Origin of the sequence: Acinetobacter radioresistens DSM 6976 = NBRC 102413 = CIP 103788, assembly GCF_006757745.1 — a bacterium.
Classification (GTDB): Bacteria; Pseudomonadota; Gammaproteobacteria; order Pseudomonadales; family Moraxellaceae; genus Acinetobacter; species Acinetobacter radioresistens.
On sequence record NZ_AP019740.1, the window covers coordinates 2,310,709 to 2,325,839 of the forward strand.

Here is a 15,131-nt window from a genome sequence, read left to right on the forward strand (position 1 = left end):
TCATGTATGATCGACTAAGACAAATTCAGGGATAAGGTTATGTTTGAAACTATTGATGATTTAAAGAAAAAATTAGATCAACATCGCCCTCTCTCTCCCTCAATTGTCAAAAATTTACAAGAAGATCTTATTATCCGCTGGACCTATCATTCCAATGCAATTGAAGGTAATACCCTCACCCTGCTAGAAACAAAAGTAGTACTCGAAGGTATTACTGTTGGTGGAAAAGCATTAAGAGAACACTTCGAAGCGATCAACCATAGAAATGCAATTTACTATGTTGAAGATATCATTCGGAAAGAGGAGCCTTTTTCTGAATGGCAAATTCGTAATATCCATCAGCTTATCTTAAAGAATATTGATGATGATAATGCTGGACGTTATCGTCAGCAAAATGTCCTGATATCAGGTGCTACGTCTACCCCGCCTGATTACACGTTATTAAATGACAAGATGGCTCAATTAGTAGACTGGTATAATAGTGAAGCACATAAGCTACATCCAATTGAACGTGCAGCCAAAGTACATGCTGATTTTGTTGGCATTCATCCATTCATTGACGGCAATGGTCTCACGTCACGTCTTTTGATGAATCTTGAACTATTAAAAGCAGGCTATCCGCCTTGTGTGATTACAGTAGAAAATCGTTTGGCTTACTATGAGGCTTTGGATCAGTGGATGGCATATGGGAAGACCGAAGCGTTTATACAATTAGTCTCCGCTGCTGTACTAGAAGGGTTTAAACCGTATCAAGTTGTTTTAAATCTTTAAAATAAAAATTAGCTTGTAATGTATCTTATACAACAATATCAAATATAGGGGTAAAGTATTCACTTTACCCCTAATGAATTTTAATTAACCTTGTAATTCATAAACTTATTGTCAACAACTCGAAATGTGAATATTGAAAAATTATTCAAAAATATCAGATTACATTTTTACTAAAAATAATAACATACATGATACATTACACACAAAATACATAAATATGTAAGAGGGAAAAATGTTAAATGGCGATTTAAAAAAAAATGCTATTGCTCAATTTGAAGCCACAAAAAGCGCTTATGAACACCTAGGACAAAAAGTAGGATTACAGTCTGAAAAATTAATGAATCTTCGTAAAAATGATGGTCATAACATTATTACTAGAATCGAAGCACTTTTTAGTGGTATCGCCAATAAACCTAAAGAGTTTGATAAAACATTCAGTGAATATAAAGCTGAATTTAAAGTTTTTAACGATATTCTCGATAAGATTAAGGAAAACGCACGTCAAATTGATATACAGGCTGGCGGTACTGCTGGAGCTGGAGTAGCTGCTGGGGCTGGTGTTGTAGCTTTCGCCCCAACCGCAGCTATGGCAATTGCTACTACTTTTGGGACAGCATCTACAGGTACCGCTATTTCTGCTTTAGGAGGGGCAGCAGCTACTAATGCTGCCTTAGCTTGGTTAGGTGGAGGTGCTCTTGCTGCAGGTGGTGGTGGTATGGTTGCAGGCAATGCCTTATTAGCACTTGCAGGACCAGTAGGCTGGGCAATTGGCGGTACGGCATTAGTCGGAAGTGCACTTTTTGCACGCAGTAGAAATGAGAAAATCGCTAAAGAAGCTGATGAAAAAAGAAAGGAAATCGAAGTTCTAAATAGACAGTTTAGAGCAGCATCTTTAGAAATAGAAAAACTTGCGGAAGAGACCCAAAAGCATATTGTGGGGATGCAATCCCAATTAAGTACATTAGATTCAACACTTATCACACTTGATTATAGTCAACTGGATAGTGGTCAGAAGGCACTTATGATTTCACTGAAAAATCATGTAGAGAGCTTATGTTTACTTATGAAAAAGAAAGTTGAACTCTAATTTAATTAAATCATCAGGCAATATTAATGCAAACAACTTCAGTACAAGACCAGATTTCTAGTGCCATAGTCGATGGCATTAATGTTGCTCGACTACAAGATAAAATTACTCAACTTAATCTGCAGGATCAATGTTTCATTAATTCAATGAAGCATGTTGATCAAGTCCGAGAATTTATTGGCACACCTAAAAATATTTTAGGTAGCGATCTTACTAAACATGGAGAAATTGCCGAACATGTTGAAGTTGGTATTCGCAATGCAAGAGATGCTCTTGCAGGTGATACTGTTAGAGCGACCTTTGAGGGGGTGGGACGCACTGCGCCCGAAGATTATTTGATTGATGGAATTCAGGTTCAATCAAAATTTATTAACGGTTTGGGCAATAATCTTGAACATGTACTCAAGCATATGGACAAATATGAAAACTTCGGTCGTGACAGATCTTATTATCATATTCCAAAAGATCACTATGAATTGATTTCTAAAATTCATCGCGGTGAATCTATTGAAGGTTTAAGTCAAAAGACAATCAATTCTATTCAAGCAAAAATTGAAGAAATCCAAACCAAGTCTGGACAGCCATTTAATGAGGTGGTTCGTCCTGGAGTATCTGATTATGCTGAAGTTCAACAAGGTCAAGTGCATGAAACATTAAATAAGCATAGTGCTGACCTCGAACAACAAAATGAAAAATTGAAGGATATTATTCACGATAAACATCAAGCCAACTTAACAGAAGGGCTAAAAGCAGCTGGAACTGCTGCAGCTGTCGGTGGTGCTATTGCCCTAAGTTCCTCTTTATATCTTAAATATAAAAATGAAGGAAAAAATTTATTTAAGGGTGAGCTGACTAAAGAAGATTGGAAAGAAGTTGGATTAGACACAGCTAAAGCATCTGCATTAGCGGGTGTGACTGGTGCTGCAGTTTATGGTTTAACTAATTGTGCGGGGTTAGCTGCTCCCCTAGCTGGTGCATTTGTTAGTGCATCAAAAGGGGTAAGCTCATTAGTACATGACTTTTACCAAGGGAAGTTAACTTTTGAAGAATTTCAAATGAATTCAATTTTTGTTTGTGCTGATAGTGCAGGTGTTGGTCTTGCTGCGCTAGCAGGACAAACATTCATCCCTATACCGGTCTTAGGTGCCGTCATTGGTTCAATCGCAGGAAAGTTTGTATGTGAAATTTTATTAGGCGAAGATAAGAAGCTAGCACAGAAGATGGAAGCTTCCATGCAACTTTTTTTAGCTAAGGTTGATGAAGTTTATATAAATGTCATAAATAAAATTAATACTGAATTTGAAAAAATTGCTGATTTAAGAAGTAAAGCATTTGACTTAAATACTAATATTTCAATTATAGAGTCCAGTATTATATTGGCTCGTGCTCATGGAGTAGAGGAATCTAAGATATTGAAAAATGAAGATGATTTACGAAGTTTTTTGTTTGACTAAAACAATTGGACATCTGTAAAGTAAATGAACTAAAGCAAATAAAAACCCAGAGTTTAATAAATAATTTTCAATCAAATTGCTTGATTAAAATGGTATCTAAAGTTAAATTAAGTGAATAATTTTATTAAAAAATAAAATTTTATTAACTACAAAATTAGGAGTAATTATGGGGTTTTTTGATGCTTTAGTAAGTGCAGGTAAGGCTGCAGGAAAAGCGATGACTGATGCTGTAACAAAAAAGCAACTTGAACAATGGGAAAAAATGGAGCGCGCATCAGAAAGTAGACTTATTGATTTCTATAAGCAAAATAATACGTCAGAACGCAGTAATGCAAGTAACCGAGCTTTGGCTTTAGCCGCCTTGAACAACCAAAATCAATACAAAGCTCGTGAACTATTAAGAAATGATGAAGATGCGAAACGGGCTCTCACAAGACTACGTGAAAAAATCAGTCTCGAAGAAGGTCGCAGTGTTGATCGACTTAGAGAAAGTATTGATGGGCTATTAAAATAATTTTTAGTAATAATGGATAGTTTGTTATTATAAACTATCCATTATTTGGAGACTGTAAATAAAACTGTGTAAACGCTTAAACTATCCCTCAACGCTGTTGGGGGCAACACAGGTGTTTACCATGAAAGATGAAGCAATGCTGGCATTGGCAAAAGAATTTGCTAAGAACTTAAAAACAGAAGCTGACCTGAATAATTTCAGTAAAGCTTTAAAGAAACTCACCGTTGAAACTGCACTCAATGCTGAACTGACTGAACATTTAGGCTATGAGAAGAATAGCCCTCGTATAGGCAAAAATACACGTAATGGCTATACAACTAAACGGCTATTTACTGATGATGGTGAATTTGAACTAGACACGCCTAGAGATCGTGATGGCACTTTTGAGCCCCAGTTGATCAAGAAGAGTCAAACCCGTATCACACAAATGGATAGCCAAATCCTATCCCTATACGCCAAAGGCATGACGACACGAGATATTGTTGCCACATTCAAGGAAATGTACGATGCGGACGTCTCCCCAACGCTTATTTCCAAAGTGACGGATGCAGTTAAAGAACAAGTAATAGAATGGCAAAATAGACCATTGGATGCCCTTTATCCTATTGTCTATATGGATTGTATCGTCGTGAAAGTGCGTCAAGATAGTACGATTATTAACAAAGCGGTATATCTGGCATTAGGTGTCAATACAGACGGACAGAAAGACCTATTAGGTATGTGGATGTCAGAAAACGAGGGTTCTAAATTTTGGCTCTCAGTGCTTACAGAACTGAAAAATCGTGGTTTAAAGGATATTCTGATTGCCTGCGTAGATGGATTGAAAGGGTTTCCTGATGCGATTAATACAATTTACCCTGATACGCATATTCAGTTGTGTATCATTCACATGGTACGCAACAATCTTAAATATGTGAGTTGGAAAGACTACAAAGCTGTCACAGCCGATTTAAAAAAGATATATCAAGCTGTTACAGAAGACGCAGCCTTACAGGCTTTAGATGAATTTGGACAAAAATGGGATGAGAAGTATCCTCAAATCAGCAAGTCATGGCTTGCCAACTGGTCGAATCTAAACACGTTTTTCGCTTACTCTATGGATATTCGCAAAGCGATTTACACGACCAATGCGATTGAATCATTGAACAGCGTTATCCGCCATGCAACCAAGAAAAGAAAAATCTTCCCAACTGATGATTCCGTGAAAAAGGTGGTATATTTAGCAATTATGGCAGCAAGCAAAAAATGGACGATGCCTATTCAGAATTGGAAAGGAGGGTGTAAATAATTCTGTGTAAATACAGTTTTAAAAATACTTGGTTACACGCTCTTCAAACATGATACTAAAGCGATTCATGGCAGCTTTCCAATTCTGAATAGGCATCGTCCATTTTTTGCTTGCTGCCATAATTGCTAAATATACCACCTTTTTCACGGAATCATCAGTTGGGAAGATTTTTCTTTTCTTGGTTGCATGGCGGATAACGCTGTTCAATGATTCAATCGCATTGGTCGTGTAAATCGCTTTGCGAATATCCATAGAGTAAGCGAAAAACGTGTTTAGATTCGACCAGTTGGCAAGCCATGACTTGCTGATTTGAGGATACTTCTCATCCCATTTTTGTCCAAATTCATCTAAAGCCTGTAAGGCTGCGTCTTCTGTAACAGCTTGATATATCTTTTTTAAATCGGCTGTGACAGCTTTGTAGTCTTTCCAACTCACATATTTAAGATTGTTGCGTACCATGTGAATGATACACAACTGAATATGCGTATCAGGGTAAATTGTATTAATCGCATCAGGAAACCCTTTCAATCCATCTACGCAGGCAATCAGAATATCCTTTAAACCACGATTTTTCAGTTCTGTAAGCACTGAGAGCCAAAATTTAGAACCCTCGTTTTCTGACATCCACATACCTAATAGGTCTTTCTGTCCGTCTGTATTGACACCTAATGCCAGATATACCGCTTTGTTAATAATCGTACTATCTTGACGCACTTTCACGACGATACAATCCATATAGACAATAGGATAAAGGGCATCCAATGGTCTATTTTGCCATTCTATTACTTGTTCTTTAACTGCATCCGTCACTTTGGAAATAAGCGTTGGGGAGACGTCCGCATCGTACATTTCCTTGAATGTGGCAACAATATCTCGTGTCGTCATGCCTTTGGCGTATAGGGATAGGATTTGGCTATCCATTTGTGTGATACGGGTTTGACTCTTCTTGATCAACTGGGGCTCAAAAGTGCCATCACGATCTCTAGGCGTGTCTAGTTCAAATTCACCATCATCAGTAAATAGCCGTTTAGTTGTATAGCCATTACGTGTATTTTTGCCTATACGAGGGCTATTCTTCTCATAGCCTAAATGTTCAGTCAGTTCAGCATTGAGTGCAGTTTCAACGGTGAGTTTCTTTAAAGCTTTACTGAAATTATTCAGGTCAGCTTCTGTTTTTAAGTTCTTAGCAAATTCTTTTGCCAATGCCAGCATTGCTTCATCTTTCATGGTAAACACCTGTGTTGCCCCCAACAGCGTTGAGGGATAGTTTAAGCGTTTACACAGTTTTATTTACAGTCTCTTGGAAAGCTGCCATGAATCGCTTTAGTATCATGTTTGAAGAGCGTGTAACCAAGTATTTTTAAAACTGTATTTACACAGAATTATTTACACCCTCATTATTTGTTCTTAAAACTGACTGAAACTATCATCATTTTTTACAGATGGTTTATACTTTTCAATAACCTCTTTAAAAAATTCATCCGTAATTTTGCTATCTTTTTTCAATGCCATTTTAGCAGTCTCATTTACTATATATTTAAGATCACTAGAAGTGTAACCAACCGTTAAAATAGCTACATTAAAAAGATCTAAATCCTCAGAAAATGGTCTATTTTCGATATACTGTTTTAGCATATCTAGACGAGCATTAAAGTCCGGGAAACCTATATAAATATGTTTTTCTAATCGACCTGTTCTTAACATTGCTGAGTCTATCGCTTTAGGTCGATTTGTTGCTCCAATAATAATAATTCCTTTCTCATTACAATTTGAAATTTGCGCTAAAAATTCATTGACCTCACTTAGATGATGGTGATTCAAATTACCCTCATTCCTATTTGGTAACACAGCATCTATCTCATCAATAAAAATTAATGAAGGTTTTTCCTGTTCAGCTTCCTTGAATAATTTTGCAATTTTTTCTTGAGTTCCGTGTATATAAACACTAGCTAAATCTGAAGGTTTTATTTCAAAATATGAATAACCTATTTCTTCAGCTAAACATCTCGCAATAAATGTCTTACCACAACCAGGTGGACCATATAACAGTATCCCATTTAATGGCTCAATACCATATTTTTGATATTTTTCAATTTGCCTTAGCGATTGTATAACATCCACATCCAATTGTTTTTTCAGGTCACTCATACCTGCAACTTTTTCTAAGCCTTTTCTAGATGTATTATTTTCATTAGATTTTTTCGAATTCTTTTCTAATGTAAGATTCTTATGTGCTTTGGAGTCCCAATCGTTCCAAGATGAATCAAATACTGTCAGCAAATTGGATTTAAGAGCATTTATACTTAGTTTTGCTTTTATTTGGTCGCCATCTAAAATACAACCAAATATATCATCCGCTTTTTCATATATTTTTTTATAAAAAGATAAAGGCGTAGATGGATAACTCATACGATGTATCACTATCCGTTTTTTTATAATATTAGCTGTTTGCTCTTCCCAGTCAATATCATAATTCCAAGGATGCACACCAGTAATACACTTGTATAAAACGACCATCCATGCAAAAAGATCACCTTCTGCATCACATTCTTTAATATTATTGGCACTGGATTGATATGCTAAAGCTATACTTTTCTTTGAACCATCAAAAAATTGATTTACTTTAACCAAACATAAAAAACTTTGTTTTTTTTCTGAGCTGTAATCCAAGTATATATAACTCGGATCTATGAATTTGTGAATCTTCTTGTGATGGCCCAAATATTCCAATGCCTCTAAAATCGGTAATAAAATATCTAAACTTTCCGTAACTGTGAGTTTTAATTTTCGCTCTGCTAAATTTTCAAGTGATTCGCCTTTAAGATAATCATTTAAAAAGTAATAATACTTAACCCCATCACTTATAAAGTTTTTTAATTCAGACTGTATCATCAAATTTGGATGTACGAACAAAGATGCTTGATACAAATTTTCTTTTAATAAATCAATATCAATATTGGCTAGAAAATTATTTTGAATAACTTTCATCAGCTTAAGCTCATGAGAGTTTAAATCCACGACTCGATACACTTCACAACAATCATGTTCACCTAAGTAAATCTGAACTTGATATTGGTCTTGGATTACAGATTTTTTAGGAAATGTACCGACTCGTTTCATTTTCTTCTTAACGTCTCAATAGGTCATTATTAACATTTTGCATAGCTGCTTTACTTTCAGGGCTCATCAATTGCACAACTTCCCAGACAGCCTGCTCAAGACGATCTTTATTAGGATTCATATTAAGCAATTGTTTGAGGTTTTGTACACCACGATATGCTTCTGTACGGTTTGTCCATTTAATTTCATCAAAACTTTCATCGAGATAATAGATAGCACCTACCCAGAAACTAATATCTTGTCCTTGTAGCTCAAATGCCATAGAAGACAATTGACCCTCTAACTTCTTTGCAGATTGAATATCTTTGGCAGCCATCACTTTACGGACATGCTCTTCAGACTCTTCAACAAGACGATTCGTCTGAGTATTACCGTAACGCTTATTTTGCATGATTAGGTCATTAAGCGTATCTTGAAGCTCTTGCTTTACTTTTGGCCACTCGCCAGCTTCTTCTTGCTTATCTAACTCAATCAAAGACTCTTGAAGTTTAGCTTTCACTTCTTCCTTACTTGAGCGTTCATGACCACGATAATTCAGAACTTGTTCTACTTCATCTAACTGTTCGAGCTGTTTCTCTGCAACACTGTTACCTTCATTTGCAAGGCGTTGTGCTGTTGCTTTTGCCTGAACAATCTCTTTCTGTAATTCTTCTTTCTTCACGTCTTTTTCAATTGTCGGCTCAATCACAATATCAAAACTTTCATCTAATGACGGAAGGTAAACCGATAATTTTCCTCGGCGTGAAGCATCAATATTTAAGGTTACTTCCACCTCACTACCCGCAGGAAGAAAACCTGAAATATCTTGACCCGTGATAGCAAATTTACCGAAGAATGTATTTAAAATTGCTCTAGATCCTGCATTCCCTCGACTCAATTCATAAATTGGTATCAAAAGTTGATCTTCCTTAACACCAGGTCGAATATCTTTCATGGTCTTGAAAGAACCTTTACCCTTAGCAGGTAACGTTTTATTTTTTTCTAATCCTGCAAGTGGATAAACACCCTGTTTGTTATCCACTGTGTCATAGACTTCAATCCCAACACTATAAGGTAGAGTTGCATTAGCAATTTTCATCCCTTGAATGATGGTAATTGAACTTGGTTCACACGGTATATTTGAACCATCAGGTCCAGATAATTTAATGTTAAATTGGTTGGTCTTACCCTCATTTAACATGAGTTCTATAATTTCTACATCACCTTCAACGATCACTTTCCCAGAAGACCAACCACTATCACCACGAATAATTTCTAAAGTAAACGTATCCGGTAAATTAGCTGTAGACTGATCACGATTAATGCGAATACCTAAATTTTCATGCGTTTCTACAGTGGTTTCCGGATATTTCAGGCTTAATTGTGCTTTTGAACTATCACGTTTTTGTAGATCTCTTGGAATATCTTTTGTAGAGGCAAATAATGCAGCACCTTTTGCCACTGCTGTCATCGGGTCAATACTTGTATCAACCTTTTCTGTAATTTGCTCTTTTAACATTCGACGCAAAGTCTGTTGGAAGGTTGGGCCTCCAACAAGGATGAGTGACTCTAGATCACGGCCACTTAAATTATTACGTTTTAATACATCTTTAACAATATTAATGGCACGTTGAAAAATTGGACTAACCACTTTTTCATACTGCTCTAAGCTAATTACAAAGTCAGCTAAAATTTCTTCCCCATCATCATCATCACCTAAATCATCAATATCACATTTTATTTTTTCTTTAGAAGATAATGAAATTTTAGTTTGTTCCGCATATTTTTTTAATGCTTCTTGAAGGAGTTTTTTAGTACTTTCATTTTCAAGCGTATCACTTAATTCACATTGTTTTTCTAATTCTGGAATTAATAACTGATCGACAATTGCATTATCTAAATTTTTACCGCCAAGATGGTTATCTCCTTCAGTATCCACGACTTTCATAATGCCTTCGTCAACATGCATTAATGCCGCATCAAAGGTTCCTCCACCGAAGTCGAAGACCAACCAATACCCATTAGTATTATTAACTTTCATTCCATAAGCAATTGAAGCTGCAATTGGCTCTTGTAATAACTCACAATATTTTAGACCAGCCAACTCAGCTGCACGTTGTGTTGCATCTAACTGACTCTGCCTAAACATTGCAGGTACAGTAATTACTGCAGAATTTATATCCTCATCACGAATATAACCTTTCAGTTTTTTCAAGACCTCAGCAGACAATTCCTCGGAAGTATAAGACCGTTGCATATTTGAAAAATTATATTCGTGGTCTGTCCCCATGGTTCTTTTAAATTCTTGGTAACCATTTGGATCTACTTGCTTACGATTTTTGAAATTAGAAGTCGCTTCTTTATCTAAAGCATTTTTTGCACTCAATCCTACAAAAAGGGTTTGTTTTTTATTGAATGCAACGATAGATGAAGTAGTATCCATCTGATTATCATCACTTTTATATATTAATGCTTCACCATCCTCCATACGAGCAATTGCTGAATTTGTCGTTCCTAAATCAATACCGTAATCAATTTTTTGACGCATTTTTATAGTTCCTTAACCTACACTAACTTCTACATCTGCCATACGAATCATTACCCCATTAAAATTCACTTGTGGTGTAACAACTTTAGAGATAATACTTTGTCCTTGTTCTAACTCATCACTTGGTATGAAACGTGATTGGATTGATAAATTCTCACTAAATTCCATACCTGTGTGGTCAATAATTTCATAGCCTTGTTCAGATAACTCATCTTCTAACCGTTCTAATGACTTACTGAGTGGCTTCAACCCTTTAGTATCTTCAGGCAATGCTGCAAGACGTTTACGCATACGATGAATTTCGTCAGCCAATTTTAGAGGTAGACTATGATCCAGTTCGCTATTCTGTTGAACCACAGGTGTAACTTTGGCTTGTTCTTTAAGCTGAATTAAAACTTCATGTAAGCGGTCAGCAAGTTGAATATCAGACTTCACAATATTTTCTTCAGTCTGACGCACATTATCCAATGCAAGTTTCACTTGAGATGACAAATCCTCGGTCGATTTCGCTTGTTTTTTTCTGAGTAATAAGTAACTTGTGGCAATCAAACCTAATGCTAAAAGTAACCCGATCAGTACAATGATTGTTCGAGTAGCAATACTGTCATTGATCGTGGCAGTAGTTTCAGCCGTTGATTTATTAAGTTGATTTAATTCTTCAACAGTTTGTGTATGTGCTTTTATACTATCCTGCAACTTAGTTTCTAGAATTTTTAAATCATCATTCAGAGTTTTAATTTGCAGCTGGTGTTGTTCATCCTGCTCAGTAATTTTTGAAATTAATGCTTTTTGCTGTTTAAGACTCTCTGCTTTTATCTGATTAATTTGTTCTAATGCCTGCTTGTTTAAATTTTCAAGCTCGCCAAATTTAACACGTATATCCTGTGGAATTTGCTCATTAGATGCTGCTGAAGCATGCCCTAACATCCCACCCAATACTATAAGTACAGCTATTCTTTTCATTGAATTCTTCATTTTTAAATACTCAAACCTTAATTTCTTTTAGGCATGATCATATTAAGTACGATATATGCAATTACACCTGGCCAAATAGATGTAAATACGCTAACTACAACAAACAAAATTCTTAGAAAACCAGCATTCCATCCCCAAAGTTCAGCTAAACCACCTAGTGCCCCACTAAATACAATATCTTTATCTGACTTATAAAACCCAGGCTCTTGATAGGATGATGGTTCATATTGATGATTATTTTGGGTTTTCACGAATTTATTAATAATATTTTCAAACTCTTCAATCTGTTCTTTAATATTTTTATAATTCCGTTCAACTCGATCCTCCACCTCAGGCACAAGTTCGAACGTTCTCATTATTTCCATTAAGCTACATACAGGCTTAGCCACACTCAGGAAATATGCTATATCTTGGTGGTTTTCCAATCTATTATGTGCATCATTAAATTCATCAATTAAAAAGTTCAAAATTTTCGTCACACAATAAGAAGATACTTTGTAATACATGTCATCATGTATATCTATCTGTTTTAATTCTTGTTTAAAGATATTTAAAATTTTTCTAGCATCTTCGATTGAATTAATGTCTCTTTCCATATACTCAGCGATAGATGAGTAGTTTTTTGAAAATTTATCATTTTCAATTAAATCTATTAGTTGTTCTTTATTTACCTTTACCTCTTCAGCAACCTGTCCATAAGATGGTAATTGTTCTGCCCATGTAATTAAATCATAGGCTAAATCACGATTATCTAGCTTATTATTTGCATATAGGGAACACTTTCTAACCTCTTCTACATACTCATTAAGAATATTTTGTATTTTATAATTTTCCGAAAATTCATCTATTTCATAAATCAGGTCTTCAACTTCTTTCAAACCATTATATTGATTTATAAAACTTGAATTTTCAGTATCCCTCAACTGCTGACTCTTTTGGATCGCAGTTTCTATCTGATTAATACAAAGTGCAAATAACTTTGTCTGTACATAGTCTTGTGCACTTGTTGAAAATGTCCAAAACTCATGTAATAGGCCAATACCATATGCACCATAAGGTTGCTCTTCTAAATTACTTATGAATTTAAGAATCTCATCTATAATTTTTTTATTTATTTGTTCTATATCAATTTTTAAATTACTTTCCCCAAATATAAATCCTTGAACATCCTGAAAATGGTCATCTGTTAAATATCCTAAATCTTTCAACGCTGATTCAAAATTGTCAGTATCAAAATTTGAACCTTGGCACCAAAATAATGAAATAACAGCTCGATTAAGTCGCCATGAAAATTTAGCATCATTTTCATTTTTACTAATTTGCTGATCCCATATTTCGAAAGCTTTTTGAACTTGATTGTTTTCAATACATTCAATTGCTAATTCATCAACACTATCAACTTTTGCAAACCAGAAGAAAGCGTATACCAATTTGTCAGTATCATTTTCTATATCTTTCGCAGCTTGCTGAATCGTATCTACTGTTCTTGTAAGAGGTGCTATTTCAGTTAGATCAAGGGAATATTTTTTTGGCTTACCAAACTCAGCAAATGTTTCTAAATCAGCTACTCTTTTTGCTACTTCTCTTGATGAAGCATTTGCAGTAAGCCCCAAAATACGGTAAGGATTATTAATTACGAACTGCAAGCTACCCTCTACTAATATTTAATTTTTTGTAATTTAATCACATTTCTACATAAAAACAACAATTTATTAATGGATATTTCTACTTTAAGTTAATTTAAAACTTAAAGTAGAAATATCTGTAGCGATGGTGACAGTTTAACTAAGTACTTAAACATCTAAATTATGTTTATTTTTTAAAAAATGATTTACCCCAATTTACCCATTAAATAAAAGAGACCATGGCAAATGCCATGGTCTCTTTTATTGTATTTTAAATCACTGATTACCCACTAGCTTAGATTGCTCTGGATCATAAATGACGTTTTCAATCGTTCCATTTTTGATATGTTCGATCACCTCATTGATTACATCAATTGGAACTAAGAACCATTCTTTAGGTTGAACGGGAATACCAAATCTATCGTCAATACTGATACCTAGCTGAGCAGCCTGGAAAACTTTATGTATAAGCTTTTCTAGCTTATGAGGCACTACATTTTCAGGCAATCCATAGGCAGCAACAAGCTCCACATCCGCAAGTAAATAAGTTGCATCATTCTTAGCATCAGTAATTCGCTTATTCACTTTCCCCGTAGTCACGCCAATTTTATGAATAATATCTTTGTGTTTCTTAATAAAGGGATTGTCTGACAAACTACGTAAAATATAGATTGTGCCACTTTTTATCTCAAGTTCATTTGAGTGATCATTAGACTTAAATGAAGAAAATAGAGGCCCTACATTGTTTGCAACTAAAATTCGACGACTTGCTTTATCGTTATTTAATGCCTTTTTAAGAGAACGCATCAATAAATCACTTTCCGTTCCATTGGAATAAATCACCCTTAGACGAGCATCATTTTCACCATTCGGAGCTTTAAAATATTCGCCTATTTCAGATACATATACTATTTGACCATCTAGAATGAACCAATCATGCAATTCAATACTAGCATCTTTTCCAAAAGGCTTAGTGATTCGAAGTCCTAACTCAAGCTCCTTAGCTATTTGCTCAAATAGTTCTTTAAATATTTCAAAGTCTTCACATACTTTTCTTGTAGCGGTTAATTCATTAGCTTCACGTTCTTTTTGCGTTCTTACATTCTGTAAGACAAAAATATTTTCTTCATCTTCCAGTTCAATCCCTAGTTCAGCAAGCAAATCATCATCTTCTAAACTAGCTAAATCGGCCTCTTCATTATCAGAGTCAGATAATAAATTAAGATGATCAAAAGCTGCTAAAAGCTTCTTTGCTTCATCCGATTGCTTTAGCTGACCTAATCTCACAGCGTAGATACGTTCAAAAATATCTGTATCAATAGAGTTTGATGGAACTCTTTTATGCTCTTCATAGAAATGAATGATTTCTTCAAAGCCAGAGATTAAACGTTCTTCTTTAGCTGTATAGGTCACTGATTTAACTGGTGCTAGATCAATTCCCAACTCTGACAATAACTCGTCATCAGAAAAATCAGCCATAAATTTACCTTGTTTAACCTAAGAGATTGAATTTATCTAAAAATAAAACAACAGATTTCATATCAGAATTCTGTTTGATTTTATCTAATCGAGATGCACATAATTTTTCAAAAATATCTGCATCAGCATGATGTGATGGAACTCGCTGATGAGTTTCAAAGAAGTGATTAATTTCTTCAAATCCAGAAATCACACGTTCCTGTAAAGGTGTTAAGATCTTTGAGGATTTTAACTCAAGTTGAATTTCGAGTTCATCTAGAATTTGATCATCTGTCAGTCTTTCCATCACTC

12 protein-coding genes are annotated in these 15,131 nt (G+C 35.0%); 5 read left to right on the forward strand and 7 right to left on the reverse strand.

The features are described 5' to 3' along the window. Nucleotides 1–39 precede the first annotated feature (39 nt). From ACRAD_RS10840 to ACRAD_RS10860, 5 genes are all read left to right on the forward strand, one after another. On the forward strand, nucleotides 40–771 hold the full coding sequence (locus ACRAD_RS10840; RefSeq protein ID WP_005027404.1) for a Fic family protein: 732 nt from the start codon (nucleotides 40–42) through the stop codon (nucleotides 769–771). Nucleotides 772–1,003: 232 nt separating this feature from the next. Continuing rightward, nucleotides 1,004–1,858, forward strand: a complete 855-nt coding sequence (locus tag ACRAD_RS10845; RefSeq protein WP_005027406.1) for a hypothetical protein — start codon at nucleotides 1,004–1,006, stop codon at nucleotides 1,856–1,858. 26 nt (nucleotides 1,859–1,884) lie between these two features. Next, nucleotides 1,885–3,312 (forward strand): hypothetical protein, encoded by a 1,428-nt coding sequence (locus tag ACRAD_RS10850; protein WP_005027408.1) that lies wholly within the window; start codon nucleotides 1,885–1,887, stop codon nucleotides 3,310–3,312. A 166-nt stretch (nucleotides 3,313–3,478) separates the two neighbouring features. Then, on the forward strand, nucleotides 3,479–3,826 hold the full coding sequence (locus ACRAD_RS10855) for a hypothetical protein (RefSeq protein WP_005027410.1): 348 nt from the start codon (nucleotides 3,479–3,481) through the stop codon (nucleotides 3,824–3,826). A gap of 121 nt (nucleotides 3,827–3,947) precedes the next feature. Further along, complete coding sequence (locus ACRAD_RS10860; RefSeq protein WP_142093798.1) at nucleotides 3,948–5,114, forward strand: IS256 family transposase; 1,167 nt, start codon at nucleotides 3,948–3,950, stop codon at nucleotides 5,112–5,114. 18 nt (nucleotides 5,115–5,132) lie between these two features. Here ACRAD_RS10860 and ACRAD_RS10865 read toward each other — a convergent pair whose 3' ends face one another. From ACRAD_RS10865 to ACRAD_RS10895, 7 genes are all read right to left on the reverse strand, one after another. Then, the gene (locus ACRAD_RS10865) at nucleotides 5,133–6,341 is read right to left on the reverse strand and encodes an IS256 family transposase (RefSeq protein WP_004672268.1); all 1,209 of its coding nucleotides are present in this window, start codon (nucleotides 6,339–6,341) and stop codon (nucleotides 5,133–5,135) included. Between the two features lie 180 nt (nucleotides 6,342–6,521). Further along, on the reverse strand, nucleotides 6,522–8,234 hold the full coding sequence (locus ACRAD_RS10870) for an AAA family ATPase (RefSeq protein WP_005027412.1): 1,713 nt from the start codon (nucleotides 8,232–8,234) through the stop codon (nucleotides 6,522–6,524). A gap of 7 nt (nucleotides 8,235–8,241) precedes the next feature. Further along, nucleotides 8,242–10,761 (reverse strand): Hsp70 family protein, encoded by a 2,520-nt coding sequence (locus ACRAD_RS10875; RefSeq protein ID WP_005027414.1) that lies wholly within the window; start codon nucleotides 10,759–10,761, stop codon nucleotides 8,242–8,244. Between the two features lie 12 nt (nucleotides 10,762–10,773). Then, nucleotides 10,774–11,724, reverse strand: a complete 951-nt coding sequence (locus ACRAD_RS10880; protein ID WP_010700367.1) for a hypothetical protein — start codon at nucleotides 11,722–11,724, stop codon at nucleotides 10,774–10,776. 29 nt (nucleotides 11,725–11,753) lie between these two features. Beyond that, nucleotides 11,754–13,382, reverse strand: coding sequence for a PspC domain-containing protein (locus ACRAD_RS10885; protein WP_005027418.1), 1,629 nt, complete (start codon nucleotides 13,380–13,382; stop codon nucleotides 11,754–11,756). 255 nt (nucleotides 13,383–13,637) lie between these two features. Next, nucleotides 13,638–14,840, reverse strand: a complete 1,203-nt coding sequence (locus ACRAD_RS10890; protein ID WP_005027420.1) for a GIY-YIG nuclease family protein — start codon at nucleotides 14,838–14,840, stop codon at nucleotides 13,638–13,640. A gap of 13 nt (nucleotides 14,841–14,853) precedes the next feature. Next, a complete protein-coding gene (locus ACRAD_RS10895; RefSeq protein WP_005027423.1) occupies nucleotides 14,854–15,126 on the reverse strand; it encodes a hypothetical protein in 273 nt (90 codons plus the stop codon). Nucleotides 15,127–15,131 lie beyond the last annotated feature (5 nt).